13 protein-coding genes are annotated in these 14860 nt (G+C 57.6%); 8 read left to right on the top strand and 5 right to left on the bottom strand.

Annotated features, from left to right (window positions below; all coding sequences use genetic code 11):
- The first annotated feature begins 13 nt into the window (after positions 1-13).
- The 4 genes from EQG79_RS16580 to EQG79_RS16565 all read left to right on the top strand — a co-directional run bounded on the left by EQG79_RS16580 (position 14) and on the right by EQG79_RS16565 (position 5228).
- On the top strand, positions 14-1411 hold the full coding sequence (locus tag EQG79_RS16580) for a RagB/SusD family nutrient uptake outer membrane protein (RefSeq protein WP_236648949.1): 1398 nt from the start codon (positions 14-16) through the stop codon (positions 1409-1411).
- Positions 1412-1489: 78 nt separating this feature from the next.
- Entirely contained in the window at positions 1490-2341 is an 852-nt protein-coding gene (locus EQG79_RS16575; protein ID WP_077924334.1) for a hypothetical protein, read from the top strand.
- Positions 2341-2844: a hypothetical protein gene (locus EQG79_RS16570; RefSeq protein ID WP_077924335.1), complete on the top strand. Its 504-nt coding sequence runs from the start codon at positions 2341-2343 to the stop codon at positions 2842-2844. Before EQG79_RS16575 ends, EQG79_RS16570 begins: the two co-directional genes overlap by 1 nt.
- A gap of 20 nt (positions 2845-2864) precedes the next feature.
- Positions 2865-5228, top strand: a complete 2364-nt coding sequence (locus tag EQG79_RS16565; RefSeq protein ID WP_129602677.1) for a M43 family zinc metalloprotease — start codon at positions 2865-2867, stop codon at positions 5226-5228.
- A 267-nt stretch (positions 5229-5495) separates the two neighbouring features.
- Here EQG79_RS16565 and EQG79_RS16560 read toward each other — a convergent pair whose 3' ends face one another.
- Together EQG79_RS16560 and hemE are read right to left on the bottom strand one after the other, a co-directional pair.
- The gene (locus EQG79_RS16560) at positions 5496-6722 is read right to left on the bottom strand and encodes a glucuronyl esterase domain-containing protein (protein ID WP_129602675.1); all 1227 of its coding nucleotides are present in this window, start codon (positions 6720-6722) and stop codon (positions 5496-5498) included.
- 468 nt (positions 6723-7190) lie between these two features.
- Positions 7191-8222, bottom strand: a complete 1032-nt coding sequence (hemE, locus tag EQG79_RS16555; RefSeq protein WP_077924338.1) for a uroporphyrinogen decarboxylase — start codon at positions 8220-8222, stop codon at positions 7191-7193.
- 168 nt (positions 8223-8390) lie between these two features.
- Between hemE and EQG79_RS16550 the strand changes: the two genes are divergently transcribed.
- On the top strand, positions 8391-9464 hold the full coding sequence (locus EQG79_RS16550) for a glycosyltransferase family 4 protein (RefSeq protein WP_129602673.1): 1074 nt from the start codon (positions 8391-8393) through the stop codon (positions 9462-9464).
- 6 nt (positions 9465-9470) lie between these two features.
- Here EQG79_RS16550 and EQG79_RS16545 read toward each other — a convergent pair whose 3' ends face one another.
- The 3 genes from EQG79_RS16545 to EQG79_RS16535 form a co-directional block, all read right to left on the bottom strand.
- Positions 9471-10679, bottom strand: coding sequence for an FG-GAP repeat domain-containing protein (locus tag EQG79_RS16545; protein ID WP_129602671.1), 1209 nt, complete (start codon positions 10677-10679; stop codon positions 9471-9473).
- 285 nt (positions 10680-10964) lie between these two features.
- Positions 10965-11819: an MBL fold metallo-hydrolase gene (locus EQG79_RS16540; protein WP_129602669.1), complete on the bottom strand. Its 855-nt coding sequence runs from the start codon at positions 11817-11819 to the stop codon at positions 10965-10967.
- A 13-nt stretch (positions 11820-11832) separates the two neighbouring features.
- Positions 11833-12678 (bottom strand): SDR family NAD(P)-dependent oxidoreductase, encoded by an 846-nt coding sequence (locus EQG79_RS16535; protein WP_129602667.1) that lies wholly within the window; start codon positions 12676-12678, stop codon positions 11833-11835.
- A 338-nt stretch (positions 12679-13016) separates the two neighbouring features.
- On the opposite strand from EQG79_RS16535, the gene EQG79_RS16530 reads away from it, so the two are divergent.
- From EQG79_RS16530 to EQG79_RS16520, 3 genes are read left to right on the top strand one after another with little or no spacing between them, the layout of a single operon-like run.
- Complete coding sequence (locus tag EQG79_RS16530; RefSeq protein ID WP_129602665.1) at positions 13017-13583, top strand: hypothetical protein; 567 nt, start codon at positions 13017-13019, stop codon at positions 13581-13583.
- Positions 13584-13640: 57 nt separating this feature from the next.
- Positions 13641-13988, top strand: coding sequence for an ArsC family reductase (locus EQG79_RS16525; protein ID WP_129602663.1), 348 nt, complete (start codon positions 13641-13643; stop codon positions 13986-13988).
- A gap of 26 nt (positions 13989-14014) precedes the next feature.
- Positions 14015-14401, top strand: a complete 387-nt coding sequence (locus EQG79_RS16520; RefSeq protein WP_077924345.1) for a group III truncated hemoglobin — start codon at positions 14015-14017, stop codon at positions 14399-14401.
- Positions 14402-14860 lie beyond the last annotated feature (459 nt).

Raw genomic sequence — 14860 nt, 5'->3', positions numbered from 1 at the left:
TCGACTCGACACTATGATTCATTCTGCACTTCTTATGCGTTCTGTTCGGTACATAACGGTACTGCTGCTGGTAAGCCTGGCTTCCTGCCAGACCGTGCTGGAGCCCGATCCGGTCGATCTGCTGGTCGATGAACTGGTCCTGAATGAACCTAACGACGTACAGCCGGTCCGGCTGGGTATGTACAATGCCCTGCGCGGCACAGCGGCTTCAACCATCATTGCTGGTGACTTTACGGCTGATTACATCCAGTTCAACGGTACCTTTACCGACAACCGCGAGTTTGGTAACAAACAGATTACGGCGGCCAATAGCGTTGTCAATACCTTGTGGGGCGCTCTCTACCGGACCATCTACGTAGCCAATTTCATCCTGGAAACGCTGCCTGGCGTAGCGGGAGTGCCCGAGTCGACGCGGAAGCAGGTGCTGGCCGAAGCCCATTTCATGCGTGCCTGGGCCAACTTCATCGGTACCTATACCTACGGGGATATTCCGCAGGTAACCTCTACCAACCAGGCCGCGAACCGGAATATTGGCCGCACCGCCCGGGCCACGATCCTGGCCTCGGTCCTGGCCGACTATCAGGCTGCGCTGGCTGACCTGCCTGCCGTTGCCGCCGGGTCGACTAATGTCACGACCAATGCAACTTACCTGAACAAAGCCACCTGCCAGGCGGCTCTGGCCCGGTTTTATCTGTACCAGCGTAACTGGGCCCAGGCCGAAACGCTGGCCGGTCAGGTCATTGCCTCCGGGATCTACGCACTCGAAACCAATTATTCCGATGTGGTGCTCAAGGACTTTACCCGTGAGTCGATTCTGGAAGTGGGCTACTCGCTGTCCGACGATCCGGGAACAACCGCAACCAGTCTGAATAACCTGCTGGTGGGTCGTCGGGAAGTGATTCCCTCGAACCAGCTCATCACGACCCTGGTCTCCACCGAAGCCGGTACCCGTCGGGAAACCATTGGCTTCAACGTACAGAACCTGCGCGGCAGCGATAACGGCTGGAGCGTTCGGAAATACGGTACCGCTTCGGAAGATAACAACAACATTGTACTGATGCGGCTGGCCGAGATGTACCTGATCCGGGCCGAAGCGCGCGCGCAGCAGGGTAAAATTACGGGGGCTGCCGGTGCCGTAGCTGATCTGAACGTACTGCGAACCCGCGCCAACGCGCCTGCCATTGCTTTGACCGCCCAGGCCGATGTGGTGCTGGCCGTAGAACGCGAGCGGGTCTATGAACTGGCTTTTGAAGGGCACCGGTGGTATGATCTGGTTCGGACCGGGCGGGCGCAGGCCGTCATGTCGGCATTCTCGCCCAACTGGACCAGCCGGTTTGAGCTATGGCCCATTCCGCAGTCGGAGATACAGCAAAACCCCGCGCTGGCCGGTAAGCAGAACCCCGGCTATTAACCGGTTGGCGCTGGCGCAGATTACAGCAAAGAGAAAAAGGCCAAAGGCCAGGAAATAGCAGACACAGACACTCGAATTATGAAGCTTTTTACCACTAATAAACACATTCGCTTCGGCTGGGGAGGGCTACTGATGGCGGTAGTTCTGGGCTGGGCGGCTATCGGCTGCGAGGAGCAGGATCTCGACCGAACGTTTGCAGGGCCGTATTTTGTGCGCTTTACCGACACAACGCTAACCTTCCGGGAAAGCTATAACCAGATTGTTCCAATTCGGGTGCATAATGTAGGGCCGGTACTGACAGAAGCCATCCGGATCAACTACACTGTTAGCGGCACCGCCCGCGAAGGCCGCGACTACGCCATCCAGGGCGAAAAGGGCATCGTGGTTATCCCGGCCAATAAGAGCTTCGGGCAGATCAACATCAGGCTGATCAACAATGCCAATAACATTCTGGAGTCGCAGTCGCTGACGTTTACGCTGACGGGGGTTAGTCCGGCGTCGCTGCGGGTAGGGCTGGCTCCGAGCGGAGCGCTGGGCCGGTCGATGCGGTTTACCATCAACGACGACTGCCTGTTCGGCGGCACCTACACCGGAACGAGTCGCGTTGGCAATCAGAATTTCACGTATCAGAACATCGACATTTCCAGTACCGACTGCAAACAGTACATCCTGAGCAACTGGAACATCGGTATTCCGTTCTTTAATTTCGACGCCATCAAACCGACGCTCCGGTTTGTCGATAACGGCGACAATACCATTACGGTACCAGCACAGACAAACGCCGAACTAGGCTCAACCGACACCCTGCGCGGCAACGGAGCCTGGAATCCGCGCGACCGCCGGATCACGCTGAATCTTCAGTTCAAGCTGCGGCTCACCAACAACCGCGACACAACGCTTTCCTACACGCAGACTTATACACCACAGTGATGCGAACTCTACTCCGTTTTCTGCTTATACCGGTTGGGGCTATGTGGCTTTTTGGAGGCTGCGCCGAAACCCTCGAACCCAAACCGCTTACGTATACGCAACTGCTGACCGGAACGACCCAGAAGTCGTGGCGGCTGGTGTCTTATCAGATTTTAGATGACGGTAACTCATCGCAGGTGATTCCGGTGCAGGGCCAGTTCGACCCCTGCGTGACGGACGATCTGTACACCTTCTATGCCAACGAAGGACGTCGGTATGCGGTTAGCGAAGGAGCCAGCAAATGCGGAGCCAACGACCCGGATATTTTTCTGGACGACCAGTGGACACTCGTCAACGCCAGCGCCACCCTGGAGTTCGCCTTTCCTATTCTGTCGGGTCAGCGCCTGCCGTATACCATCAAAAACCTGACGGGCAATGTGCTGACCATTGAAATCTACCTGCAAAACATTCAGGATATCAACGCCAGCTATCGATTTACGTTCAACGCCGTTACCACGCGCTAAGGCTACTCAACCGCACGACTATGATCCGAATACTACTGTTTATACTGCTTTTATCCGGGGTATGGGGAGCCGCTATGGCCCAGACCTTACCGCCCAGCCCGGAGCAGTGCGCCACCATGCAGATGGATAGCCTGCTTCGGAAAAAATACCCCGAGCTGGGGAGCCTGAACGATTTCGAGCGTGAGTTGCAGAAGAAAATCGTTACCATGAAAGCCAACATGGCTTCCGGGCGCGTGGCAGCGCCGGTCGTTACCATTCCGGTAGTCGTTCATATTGTCCATAATGGCGAAGCCGTCGGTACCGGCCGCAACATCAGTGCCGCCCAGGTGCAGGCTCAGCTCGAAACCCTGAACGAAGATTTTCGCCGGAAACCCAATACGCGGGGTTTCAACAACAACCCCGTCGGGGCCGACATCGAGATCGAGTTCTGTCTGGCCGCTGTCGATCCGCAAGGCCGTACCATGGCCGAGCGCGGGATCGACCGCTATAACGGCAACCGCGCCACCTGGAACCGCGATGCTATCGAGGGCGTACTGAAACCCAGTACCTTCTGGGACCCGAACAAGTATTACAACATCTGGGTACTCGATTTCGATAATGCCGACCGGCTGCTGGGCTATGCGCAGTTTCCGAGCCAGTCGAGCCTGCCCGGTATTCCGTCGCAGGGGCCGGCCAGTACCGATGGGGTCGTTATTGCCTACCGTTCGTTTGGTAATTCTGAGAAAGGGAACTTCCCGATTATGCAGGCACCCTACAACCTGGGCCGGACGCTCACCCACGAAACCGGCCACTGGCTGGGCCTGCGCCACATCTGGGGCGACGCCAACTGTGGCGACGACTTCTGTGGCGACACACCCCCGCAGGCTTCCGAAAGCCGGGGTTGCCAGGTTGGGCGGATCAGCTGCGGCAATACCAACATGGTGCAGAACTACATGGACTACTCCGACGATGGCTGCTTCAACATTTTCACTCTGGATCAGAAAGCCCGGATGCGAGCCGTTATGGATGTGAGTCCGCGTCGGGTGAGCCTGATTACGGCCAACGTCTGCGGCACGCAGGTTGTCTCGCGGCCTATTCCCAACTTCCGGGCCGAAGCCCAGCGGGTGCTGCTGGGGGGGCAGGTGCGCTTCAACGATCTGTCAGGAGGATTCCCGACGCGCTGGGAGTGGACGTTCGAGGGCGGCACGCCAGCCACCTCTACTGACCAGAACCCCGTGGTGACCTACAGCCAGCCCGGTCGGTTCCGGGTTACGCTGCGGGTTACGAATGCGGTAGGAGCGTCGGAACCGCTTGTCCGCGAGCAATACATCGAAGTCCTGAGTTCGGGCCTGTGCGCCGAGCTGACCAACTTTAACGGTACGCCCACGGTGCTGCGCGAAACCGGCGGCACCGGCTACGTAGCGGGGCAGAACAGTCGGCGAACGCAGGCGGTGTCGGAGTTTTTTCAGAACGAGCTGGGCTATAGCAATCTGGCCGGAGCCGCCCTGCGGTTCGGGGTTGCCAAAGCCGCCCGCGGAGCCGCCACGGAATCGGTCGTTACGGTAACGGTCTGGAACGGTCGGGGCTTCCAGAACGGGCCTGGCGCTATTCTGGAGCAGAAAGACGTGCCGCTGCGCGACATCCTGAACGACGTTGCCAACAACCGCCCCACTACCGTAACCTTCGAGCGAAATGTGCCGCTCAGCGGGTTGCCCTTCCACATCGGCATCACCCTGCCCTACGTAGCGGGCGACACCGTAGCGCTGGTAACGACGCAGAACGGCCAGTCGACCTTCGCCACTTCCTGGCGGCAGAACCGCAACGGCGACTGGCTGCGCTACGCCGATAGCCTCGGACTGAACGTCGCGCATAACGTAACGGCTCGTATCGGCATGAAATCGTCGGTGCAGGTAGCTTCGTCGGCCCTGTTCATCAACCCCGGCGAAACCGTTACCCTCAACGCCCGCGGGGCCAGCGTTTTCAGCTGGACAGGTACGGGCCTGAACACGACGCTGGGGCCGCAGGTGATTGCTTCGCCCAGCCAAACTACCTCGTACACGGTATCGGCCACCGGGCAGGATTTGTGCAGCACCTCGGCGGTAGTTACCGTAAATGTCAGGGCTGGGGTCGTAACGGCCACGCCATCGACGGTAGATCAGGCGCTGATGGTGACGCCCAATCCCAGCGATGGGCTGATGATGGTGTCGCTGAGCGGGCCGCAGCGGGGGGCGCTGAATTTATCGGTACGGGGCCTCAACGGAGGGCAACTGCTTCGACAGAAGCATCAGAAAACAGGCGATCTCTTCCAGCAGTCGCTCGACCTGCGCAGCTCGCCGGGGGGCGTCTACTTTATCGAGGTGCAAGTCGGAGACGTCACCTTCCGACGACGAGTCGTGAAGCAGTAACCCCAGTCAGGCAGGGGCGATACGTTTATAGTGACGAATGGTTAGGTAGTCAATCCAGCCCCGGTCGGGGGTTCGCCTGTTGCTATGGACCCGTGCGGGGTGAATACATGGTTGCGAAGGGGCCTCGTCTACCCCAAATCATTTGGGATACAATAAAGGGATGCCAGACTGTGCTGACATCCCTTTATTAATCTTGAATCGTCATATTCGGGCTTTTCTCCGGCTGCTCGGCCGGAATGGCAAATCAATGGCGAGTCATGCAGTAAGTTAGTTTAACGACGGTACGGTCCAGTCGATCCAGGTGCTTTCGTCGACGGTAAAGCCACCATCAGTCCGCATGATGCTGGTATTGCCCGTACCGGTGCCGATCAGAAACTTCTCGACATAGGCCCGCAACTCCGGCAACTGCGAGTCGGGTAAAGCGCAGTGGTTATGCCCGCCGATCTGCGAAAAACCCATCCAATCCGGAATACCGAGTGCCTGCCACACCTTGTGTGCGGCATGCGCCGTATTCCAGGAGCTGACGGGACTCAGCCAATCGATCGACGTGTTTTCGATGACGAGCAGGGCGCGCGGAGCGCAGAGCGCCAGTACGCTGTGCTGATCGAACGGAAGCTTGTCGGACGTTTTGCTGAATTGCGAGAAGCTCTGTCTGAACCACACGTTTTCGTTGACGATCTGCGAAAGTGTCTGCACCGTTTTGCCGCCCGCCAGCTGCGCATCGGAAATACGCCAGCTGGCAGCGCCCCCGGCTCCGGGTTCCTGGGGAATGGTGAGTTTAATGCGCTCATCGAACGCACCCACGGTTAACGCACCTTTGCCATTCCGCGAACAGCCCGTAACACCCAGGCGGGCCGGGTCAATGTTGGCGGCCGGGGTTTTCTCCAGCGCATCGATCAACCGACTGACGCCCCACGCCCAGGCCATGGTAGCCGAGGCCGAGTGATCACTGCCATACATGTCGAAGAACAACCCTTTGCCGCGCGAACTGCCATTGGTTTGCTGAGCCACCTGGTTGTTGGGAAAGGTAATAATAGCCACGCCCATGTTCAGCAGGGCCGTATTGTTGAGGTTCGACCCGCCAATACCCACGATGGCCGGATAAGGCTTACTGCCCGTGGTTGGATACGTTATGGAACAGACGAAGGAGATCGTTTTTCCATTATCGGTAACGCTGACCGTGACGCGGTTATCCGCAAAACTCCCCGTTACGGCCGAGGAGGGCGTATTAGGCTTGTAGCCGTACTCAAATTCCTGCGCCAGAGCGGCTAGTTCAGCGCGCCGGTATTTCCATTCGTCCTTGCTGGTCATCCGCATGCCGTTCATGAACAAAAACGGATCCGGAAGTTTGGGGTTACTGGTCAGCGACGCATAGGCAGGCATGGGGGGAATGGAGTAGTCCCGGGCAGGAATGTGATCACTACAGCTGATGGCCAGCGACATAGCCAGCGCAGCACTGACCGAAGCGAAGAGGGAAATGGGTTTTCGGTTCATACGACAATTGAGTTAAGGAATAGATAATCAGTACGTAAAGGGGTAAGGCTGGTTGATCACTGTATGGCCATCATCTCCGTCAGGAGGCCATGGGTAAACAATTTTACTGCAATCGATTGCTAACGAATAACACACAGACAGACCCAGTTAATTGCGCCAGCTATGCCTATGTGAGTAATATGATTATATAAACTAATCGATTATTGCAATAAATTGATCTCTAGCAAACATACAGAACAAAATGGTTATTGAAACCGATTGCATGAAATTTTTTAGAAAAAATATATTTTATGACAGGTCATCCTAAAACGAATGCCAGATAGGGAAATGATCAGCTATCGAAGTACATGTTAAACAGGCTGTCGCAGGGGCCTGAGCCACGAGATGAGCGCCCGGGATTAGCCCCAAAAAAACCGCCAGCGACTGGTTAACAGACCGCTGGCGTGATACTAGTAGCTGGGAACAGGATCAGCGCTGGGCCGACAGCTCCCTGACGGCGTCGACGAAGCAGCGGGCCTTATCGGGGTCAGTGTCGGGGTAGATACCATGCCCGAGGTTAGCTATGTAATGCTGATGACCGAACGCGTCGAGCATCTGCTTCACCTCCGTCCGAATTTGCGCAAAATCGGCGTAGAGGACGCAGGGGTCGAGGTTACCCTGCAACACTTTGTTGGGTACCAGCGTCCGCGATTCGGCGGGGTCCATGTTCCAGTCGAGACCGACGACCTGACAGTCGAGCTGGCCGATTTCGTGCCGGGCAAAGAAAGCGCCCTTGGCAAAAACCGTAACCGGTACCTCCGTGATGGCGTCGCAGATCTGTTTGATATACGGCAGCGAGAAGGTGCGGTACTGCTCCGGCGACAGAATCCCGGCCCACGAATCGAACAGCTGGATCAGGTCAGCACCAGCCCCGATCTGGGCTTTCAGGTAGGCAATGGTACTGTCGGTGATTTGCCGCAGCAGCGTATGCGCAAAGTGTGGGTCGGTATACAGCAGCTTCTTGGCGACAGAAAAGGTTTTAGACCCTTTCCCTTCGGTCATGTAGCAGAAGATGGTAAAGGGTGCCCCCGCAAACCCGATGAGTGGTACGCGGCCGTTCAACTCACGTTTAGTGAGCCGGATGGCATCCAGTACGTACCCCAGATCGGTTTCAGCATCGGCCACGTGCAGGCGGCTGAGGTCGGCCGACGATCGAACCGTTTGCGGAAAAACGGGCCCGCGCGCTTCGATCATTTCGTAGGGCAATCCCATTGCTTCGGGAACAACCAGAATATCGGAGAAGATGATGGCCGCGTCGACCTCGAACGCATCGACGGGCTGGATGGTCACCTCGGCGGCTAGCTCGGGTGTTTTGGCCAGGGTGATAAAACTGCCCGCCCGCTCCCGAACGGCCCGGTACTGGGCCAGCACGCGGCCTGCCTGCCGCATCATCCAGACCGGTACTCGCTCGGTCAGCTCGCCCCGCGCGGTGCGGAGTAGCAAATCATTCTGTAAAATCATGCTGCAAAAGTACGGCTGAACCGGTATTTGTAGGTCCGAATGCTCAACATGATTTTACATAGCTGGCAGATCGTACCCCGTTCGACAGACCGACACAGGGCAGATTCGGCGGCAGACAGTGTAGATCGTTCAAGATTTGCCAATTTTGCTGAAATTAGACTAATCGCTATGCCTTCATTGTTTATCGATGCTGAACGCCTGCGCGACCTGAACAGCGGGTTAGGCCAGGTTTGTCTGCACCTGGGTCACGAGCTGGTTCGCCAACGCCCGGCCGACTGGCAGCTCACGTTTTTAGTGCCCAAAGGACAATCAGGTATATTCGGCGATTCGGTGTCGTACGTAGAGGCCTGGTGGATGCGGAAAGTCTGGATATCGGGGCAGTTCGACGTATGGCATTGCCTGCACCAGGATTCAGCGTACCTGCCCCACGCGGGCCAGGGTAAGCTGATGCTGACCATCTACGACCTGAACTTTCTGGAGCGCAGCGACTACTCGGCCGCCAAAAAAGCCCGGCGCCTGGCTGCTCTCCAGCGCAAGATCGATCGGGCTGCGCTGCTGACGGCGGGGTCGAAGTATACCGGGCAGGTGGTTCGTGAGCACCTCCGCGTACCCGACGCGCTGCCCTTTCCGGTGGTGCACACAGGGGTGGCCGTGGACCCGTCCAGAACCCCGGCCGACCTGCCCGCCGACTCGCCGATTCGATCGTTTACCGACTCGCCATTCTTCTTTTTTGTAGGGGTTGTGCATCCCAAGAAAAATGTACATACCCTCTTGCCCTTGCTCGAAGCGTTTCCGGACTACCGGCTGGTGCTGGCCGGGCCAGACGGGCATCCGTACGCTCAGCATATCCGCGAGCAGGCGCAGAAGCTGGGCGTAGCCGACCGCTTGCTGATGCCCGGTGCCATCGACGAAGCAACCAAGCTCTGGCTCTACGACCATTGCGAGGCCTTTCTGTTCCCGTCGCTGTCGGAGGGGTTTGGTCTGCCGGTGGCCGAAGCCATGACATTCGGCAAACCGGTGTTTATCTCCAGCCTGACCAGTCTGCCCGACGTGGGCGGTAAGGAAGCCTACTACTTCGAGGATTTCGAGCCGGAGACTATGGCGCGTACCCTGCACGACGGGCTGCACGATTTCGGGCAGAACACCCTGCGACAGGAGCGGTTGCGGAAACGGGCGGCTCAGTTTACGTGGCCGAGTGTGGCGGGTGAGTACTGGAAACTGTATAAGAGTCTGGTCGGGTAAAGGGGCTTATTTTTTCTGCTGGTTCCAGTAGATGAGTACATTCAGCGTGGCGCGGCCCGAGGCAATCAGGTCGAGGTCGCCGTCGTTGTCGAGGTCGGCGGCCTGCACGTCTTCGCAGGCCATCCGAACGCTGTCGTCGAGCACGTAGCCTGCCAAATTGTTGGTTTCCTGCGGAATAAAGAGCCGTAGTCCTACTTTGCCTTCGGGGTTGGGGTTGCGCCAGCCCGCTACGATCTGGTCGCGACCCGTTCCTAAAAAATCACCACACACCAGCGCATGGCCCTGGCTGAGGTCATCGGTAAGGATGTTGATCTCTTTGTCTGACAGGTCGGCGCGGGGGCGTTTGGTCGAGTAGTAACCCGTCTCGACCTGGATGAGGTTACCGTGCATGGGCTGGATGGTAGCGATACCGGCTCCTTTATCGAACCGCCGAATCTCGCCGATGCCGTCGGTATTGTGAGTGACGAGCGGCAGGGCGTTGCGGGCGGCTTCTTCAGGCTGATACCGCCATTGTCCGTTCTGCCATTCCATGATTTTGCCCCCTTCCTTCCCCGCCAGAATAAGCCCGGTTATGGGGCCGTCTTCCCAGATTTCGAAGTTGTGGGTCATGTGCAGGGTAGAGTCGACGAGGTGCTGTTTCCAGGGGCCGCGCGGATTTTTCGGAAATTCATACCCCCACACCCGAACGCCCCGACCTTCGCCCTGCTGGTTGCCCAGCCCGTGGAGCGGCACAACGATAAGCTGGTACGTGCTGCCGGTTTTGGCCCAGCGCATCCGGTGGGTCGTTACCTCGTGGGGCAGCCGGACCGCTTCCCAGCGTTGGGTCGGGTCCTGCGGGCGTATGAGGTAGAATACGGCGCCTGATTTGGTGCTGTCGCTGGTTTCGGCGGGGTTCCAGCCTGCGCCAACGGCTACTTCGACACGGCCGTCGCCGTCGAGGTCGCGGGCGGCAATACACACGTTATCCTGGGGAGTGAGATTGTCGGCCATCACATGCCGCGTCCAGGTGCCGGTTTTCTGACCGGGGTTTTTATACCAGACAAACTGCTTCTGGTCGGCCAGCAGAATATCGGCCTGCCGGTCGCCATCGACATCGCCGATGGCGAGGCCATAGCCGATATTGATCTGGTTATCGACGACCTGAATGGAAAACGACGGTTTGGGGGCCTGAGCCAGTGCCAGAGCCGGGCAGAGAAGCAGGAGCGAAAAGCGCATAACGAGAGCGTCGGGTTAGGGTTAGTCGCGATTGTTGTCAAATGTACGAAAACCACCGGCCGTACAGGTTATTTGGCCGGATGGTTTGGTGCTGTCGCGCCGGGCCGCCGTCGCGGTTGCGTCTCCCTCACCTTGGTCCGTGTCCCCACGGACCAGTTGCCCGGATGGTTTGTTGCTGTCGCATGAGTGGTCCAACTACGCGTCCCGGTGCGGACACGGACCACGGTGGGGTATGTGTCCCAATTACGCGTTCCTGTGTTTATTACGGATTACGCATGCGGGCAATCAGACGGTGATGCCTTCGCCCAGTTGCATGACGCGGTGGGGGGTGTCGTTTTGATGACAGGCCTGGACAAAGTCGTTCGGGTCGGCGGTGTTGAAGGCGAACAGGTCGTAATGATGCGGAATAACGAGTCGGGCACCTATGGCCTTGCCCAGTCGGGCGGCTTCGTCGGGGTTGAGGTTACCGGCCACGCGCCGTTCGGGTTTGTTGCCGTTGATGGGTAGAAACGCAACATCTACATCGAAGGGCTTCAGTATATCGACCAGTCCGTCGTACCAGAGCGTATCGCCGGAGTGGTAAACGGTATACGGGCCCAGTTCGACAACGAATCCCATAAACCGGCACTGGCCCTGTTCGTCGCGCTCCAGGTCATTATGGGCGGCTGGTACGCCGTGAACGATGAAAGGCCCCACGGGGCGGGTCTGGCCGTCGTTCATACCGATTGGCCAGGCTACCCGGTCGGGCACCGAAGCTCCTTGCAGCCGGCTGGCCACAAACGAGCGGTTGGCTTCGGGGATGACCAGCTGTAAACCGGGATTGGCCGCCAGCAAGGGAAGCAGGGTATCGGCGTCGAGATGATCGGTATGGTTGTGGCTGGAGGTAACAACGTCGATCATGGTCAGCCGGGCCGGGTCGATTACCCGTTCCGAAATACGGGTGTGCGGTTTGTCGGTATCGGCGTATTTGGTCGTGAGTGAATCAGACAGGTAGGGGTCGAAGAGCAGATGCCGACCCTGGTGCTGCAGCAGGAAACCACTCTGGCCAAGCCACCAGATATGAAGCTTGTCCGGGGTTTGGGTAGCCCGGTCAATGTGGGCCAGCAGCGACTCGTTTTTTTGAAAAGCAGGTTTGAGCATACCAGACTTGTGGTTAATTCATCAATCGGTTCAGCACCCAGTCCAGAGTTCGGGCGGGCAGGAGCCGGGGCAAAACCCAGCCGGTTAGTTTGCCGGGGACAAGGGCGTATCGGACACGCGGCCGGGCGGTTTCGTGAATCTGAACGATACGTTCGCCGAGGTAATCGGCCGGGAAGCCGCGCGCTTCGGCCGCCCGGACCTGCTTCAGGAATCGCTGCATGGAATCGTAATACGCGGTTTGCTGATACGGGCTGATGTCCGTTCCCTTACCCCAGATTGGGGTCTTCACGGCTCCGGGGCCAACGATGACCACCTCAATGCCAAACCGCGCCACTTCACGCCGGAGACTGTGCGACATGCCCTCAACGGCATGTTTTGAGCCAACATAAGCGCCCATGAACGGGATGGCCACCTGCCCGTTTACCGAGCTTATGTTCTGGATTCGGCCGGGCCGGACGGGGTGGTCAGTGCGGGCACCGAGGAGAGGCAGGAACGCCTGGGTGACCTGCATCAGACCCAGCACGTTGACCTCGAAATGATGCCGGATCACATCGATAGGCTGGTGCTGGAGGGGGCCGCCAATGGCAATGCCGGCGTTGTTGATCAGCCCACCCAGGCCGCTGCCGCTGAGCCGGTCGGTGAGCTGCCGGGCGGCCTGCCCAACGGCGGCTGCATCGGTCACGTCGAAAACCAGCGGTACGAACTGGTTGCCCAACTCGGTCTGCAGCCGATGGGCATCGGCATCGCTGCGAACGCTGCCAAAGACCGTATAACCGCGCCGGATAAACTGCCGGGCAGCTCCGTAACCGATTCCGGTCGATGCGCCGGTGATGAGGATGGTGGTACTGACGGGTTTCATAAGAGCCAAGGTAGACATATCCACTGAATAGGGTAAAGACATCGGGAATCTACCCGTTTTCGCAAACCGGTCGACCGGCTGCCGACGAATCTAAATAAACCATGCCATACGACGGCCCGGTCTGTTTTATCCGCCCGGGAACCGGCTGGCGCACTGGCGCAGGGAAGAGGTTCCGATGGCGAGTTTATAAGCCGTAAAAAGTGCGCTTCCGCTAACTTATTCGGCCAAAAAGGGGTTACGAATTTGATGGGCAGGGGAGTGCCGACGGCATCAGATCATCGACAAATTACGCGTCGTTTCTGCACTCGTTTGCTCTTTAACGCTTTTGCTTTCTGGTTATGCAGGACATTGAACCCTTTTACGGCTGGGAGAAATATTATGTAGCGTCGGAGGATGAACGATCGCCGTTTCACGAGCGGGAGTACAACATGCAGCAGTACGAGAATGACATCTACGGCTACTACATCCATCCGCTTTGGGACGAGATCGGTTCCGAAACGCTCTATTGCAAAATTCTGTTTGCCAACTACGACCGGCAGTTTGCCGTCATCGAACTCTTCGGCGAGTGGAACGATACGCTTCATAACGACATCATGTACCTCAAGCGGCAGGTGGTAGACCCGCTCGTTCAGGAGGGGATCAAATATTTCGTGCTGGTGGCCGAGAATATCCTCAACTTCCACGGGTCCGACGATAGCTATTACGCAGAGTGGTTTGAAGACGTAGAAGACGGCTGGATCGCAGCCATTCACTCGCCCGAGTTCATCGAACGCGAATGGAAAAAATACCACCTCGACTACTACATCAATTTTGGCGGAACCCTCGACCTGGCCAACTGGCGCACGCTCAAGCCAGCTGCCCTATTTGAGCTGGTAAACGGTCTGATTGTTCGGCGGCTGGGCTAGATTGGTAAGGCGTGAACGGCGCGAAATCGATATGTTTGCAGGTTGTAAGTCATTCGTATGTATACCTTATTTGCCATTCCGAATTGCGATACCGTAAAGAAAGCCCGCACCTGGCTGGCCGAACACGCTGTCTCGTATCAGTTTCACGATTATAAAAAACAAGGCATCGATCGCGCCACCATCGAGCACTGGCTCACGCAGAAAAACTGGGAAGAGCTGGTCAACCGGGCCGGTACGACCTGGAAAAAACTGCCTGACGGCGAGAAACCAACCGATGCCGAAGGCGCCATCCGGCTCATGCTCGAAAAACCGTCCGTAATTCGTCGGCCCCTCATCGAGTCAGACGGTCAGGTTGTGGCTCTGGGCTTTAAAGCCGACGACTACGACACCGTATTTGCCGGCTAGGTCAACGCGCTGTATACCCCTCTGTCATGACTCAACAAACTCTCGACTCGCCCGAAGCGGTACGTCTGCTGGTCGATTCGTTCTACGAAAAAGTACAGGCCGACCCGCTGATCGGGCCCGTTTTTACCGACGTGGCCCAGGTCGATTGGGCCAGCCACCTGCCTAAAATGTATGCGTTCTGGGAGTCGATCATTCTGGGTAACGGCGCCTATGACGGTCACCCGTTTCGGCCACACCTGATTGTGAACCAGAAACACCCCCTGCGTGTCGAGCATTTCGAGCGCTGGCTGACGTTATTTTCGGCAACCCTGACCGAGCAATTTACCGGCGAAACCGCCGAACTGGTCCGGCAGCGGGCCACCCAGATCGCCCTGGTCTGGAGTCAGAAACTGACCTACCTCAACACCCCGTAAAAACGCAACTGCCCGGCGGCCTCATCACGGTCCGTGTCCGCACCGCGACGCGCAGTCCGGGACGCGCAGTCCGCGACGCGTAGTCCGGGACGCGTAGTCGACAGTAACAAACCATTCGGACAGGAGACGCAATGGCCGGGCCGCCGTCGCGGTTGCGTCTCTACATGGTAGCGATCGGCCGGATGTGTAGAGACGCAACCCCTTGCGTCTCCTACGCGTCAGCAACAACCATCCATACAAAATACGCAAGGACCAGGCCATTGTGGTCCGACTACGCCACAGCAATCCTTACCGGATCTATGCAGCAGAACCGGCTGGCTGGCGTTCTGAATCCCGTAGCCAAAATCCGTTGGTTAACTTCAGCCCATCGCTACACCTGTTGTGTTTTGGTAGCTACTTGATAAATATGGTTATATATATGTATTAATAAATGAAAATAATAAACTTAGTTTTAAGAAA

Source organism: Spirosoma sordidisoli (assembly GCF_004138325.1).
Classification (GTDB): Bacteria; Bacteroidota; Bacteroidia; order Cytophagales; family Spirosomataceae; genus Spirosoma; species Spirosoma sordidisoli.
The sequence above is the reverse complement of the archived record's forward strand: the minus strand, read 5'-3'. Positions and strand labels throughout refer to the sequence as shown.

Excerpts from the sequence above, each read along its gene's own strand:
- EQG79_RS16535 (WP_129602667.1), bottom strand. The coding sequence starts at position 12,678 with ATGAAACCCGTCAGTACCACCATCCTCATCACCGGCGCATCGACCGGA.
- EQG79_RS16545 (WP_129602671.1), bottom strand. The coding sequence starts at position 10,679 with ATGCGCTTTTCGCTCCTGCTTCTCTGCCCGGCTCTGGCACTGGCTCAG.
- hemE (WP_077924338.1), bottom strand. The coding sequence starts at position 8,222 with ATGATTTTACAGAATGATTTGCTACTCCGCACCGCGCGGGGCGAGCTG.
- EQG79_RS16560 (WP_129602675.1), bottom strand. The coding sequence starts at position 6,722 with ATGAACCGAAAACCCATTTCCCTCTTCGCTTCGGTCAGTGCTGCGCTG.
- EQG79_RS16540 (WP_129602669.1), bottom strand. The coding sequence starts at position 11,819 with ATGCTCAAACCTGCTTTTCAAAAAAACGAGTCGCTGCTGGCCCACATT.
- EQG79_RS16525 (WP_129602663.1), top strand. The coding sequence starts at position 13,641 with ATGTATACCTTATTTGCCATTCCGAATTGCGATACCGTAAAGAAAGCC.
- EQG79_RS16565 (WP_129602677.1), top strand. The coding sequence starts at position 2,865 with ATGATCCGAATACTACTGTTTATACTGCTTTTATCCGGGGTATGGGGA.
- EQG79_RS16580 (WP_236648949.1), top strand. The coding sequence starts at position 14 with ATGATTCATTCTGCACTTCTTATGCGTTCTGTTCGGTACATAACGGTA.
- EQG79_RS16530 (WP_129602665.1), top strand. The coding sequence starts at position 13,017 with ATGCAGGACATTGAACCCTTTTACGGCTGGGAGAAATATTATGTAGCG.
- EQG79_RS16520 (WP_077924345.1), top strand. The coding sequence starts at position 14,015 with ATGACTCAACAAACTCTCGACTCGCCCGAAGCGGTACGTCTGCTGGTC.
- EQG79_RS16575 (WP_077924334.1), top strand. The coding sequence starts at position 1,490 with ATGAAGCTTTTTACCACTAATAAACACATTCGCTTCGGCTGGGGAGGG.
- EQG79_RS16550 (WP_129602673.1), top strand. The coding sequence starts at position 8,391 with ATGCCTTCATTGTTTATCGATGCTGAACGCCTGCGCGACCTGAACAGC.
- EQG79_RS16570 (WP_077924335.1), top strand. The coding sequence starts at position 2,341 with ATGCGAACTCTACTCCGTTTTCTGCTTATACCGGTTGGGGCTATGTGG.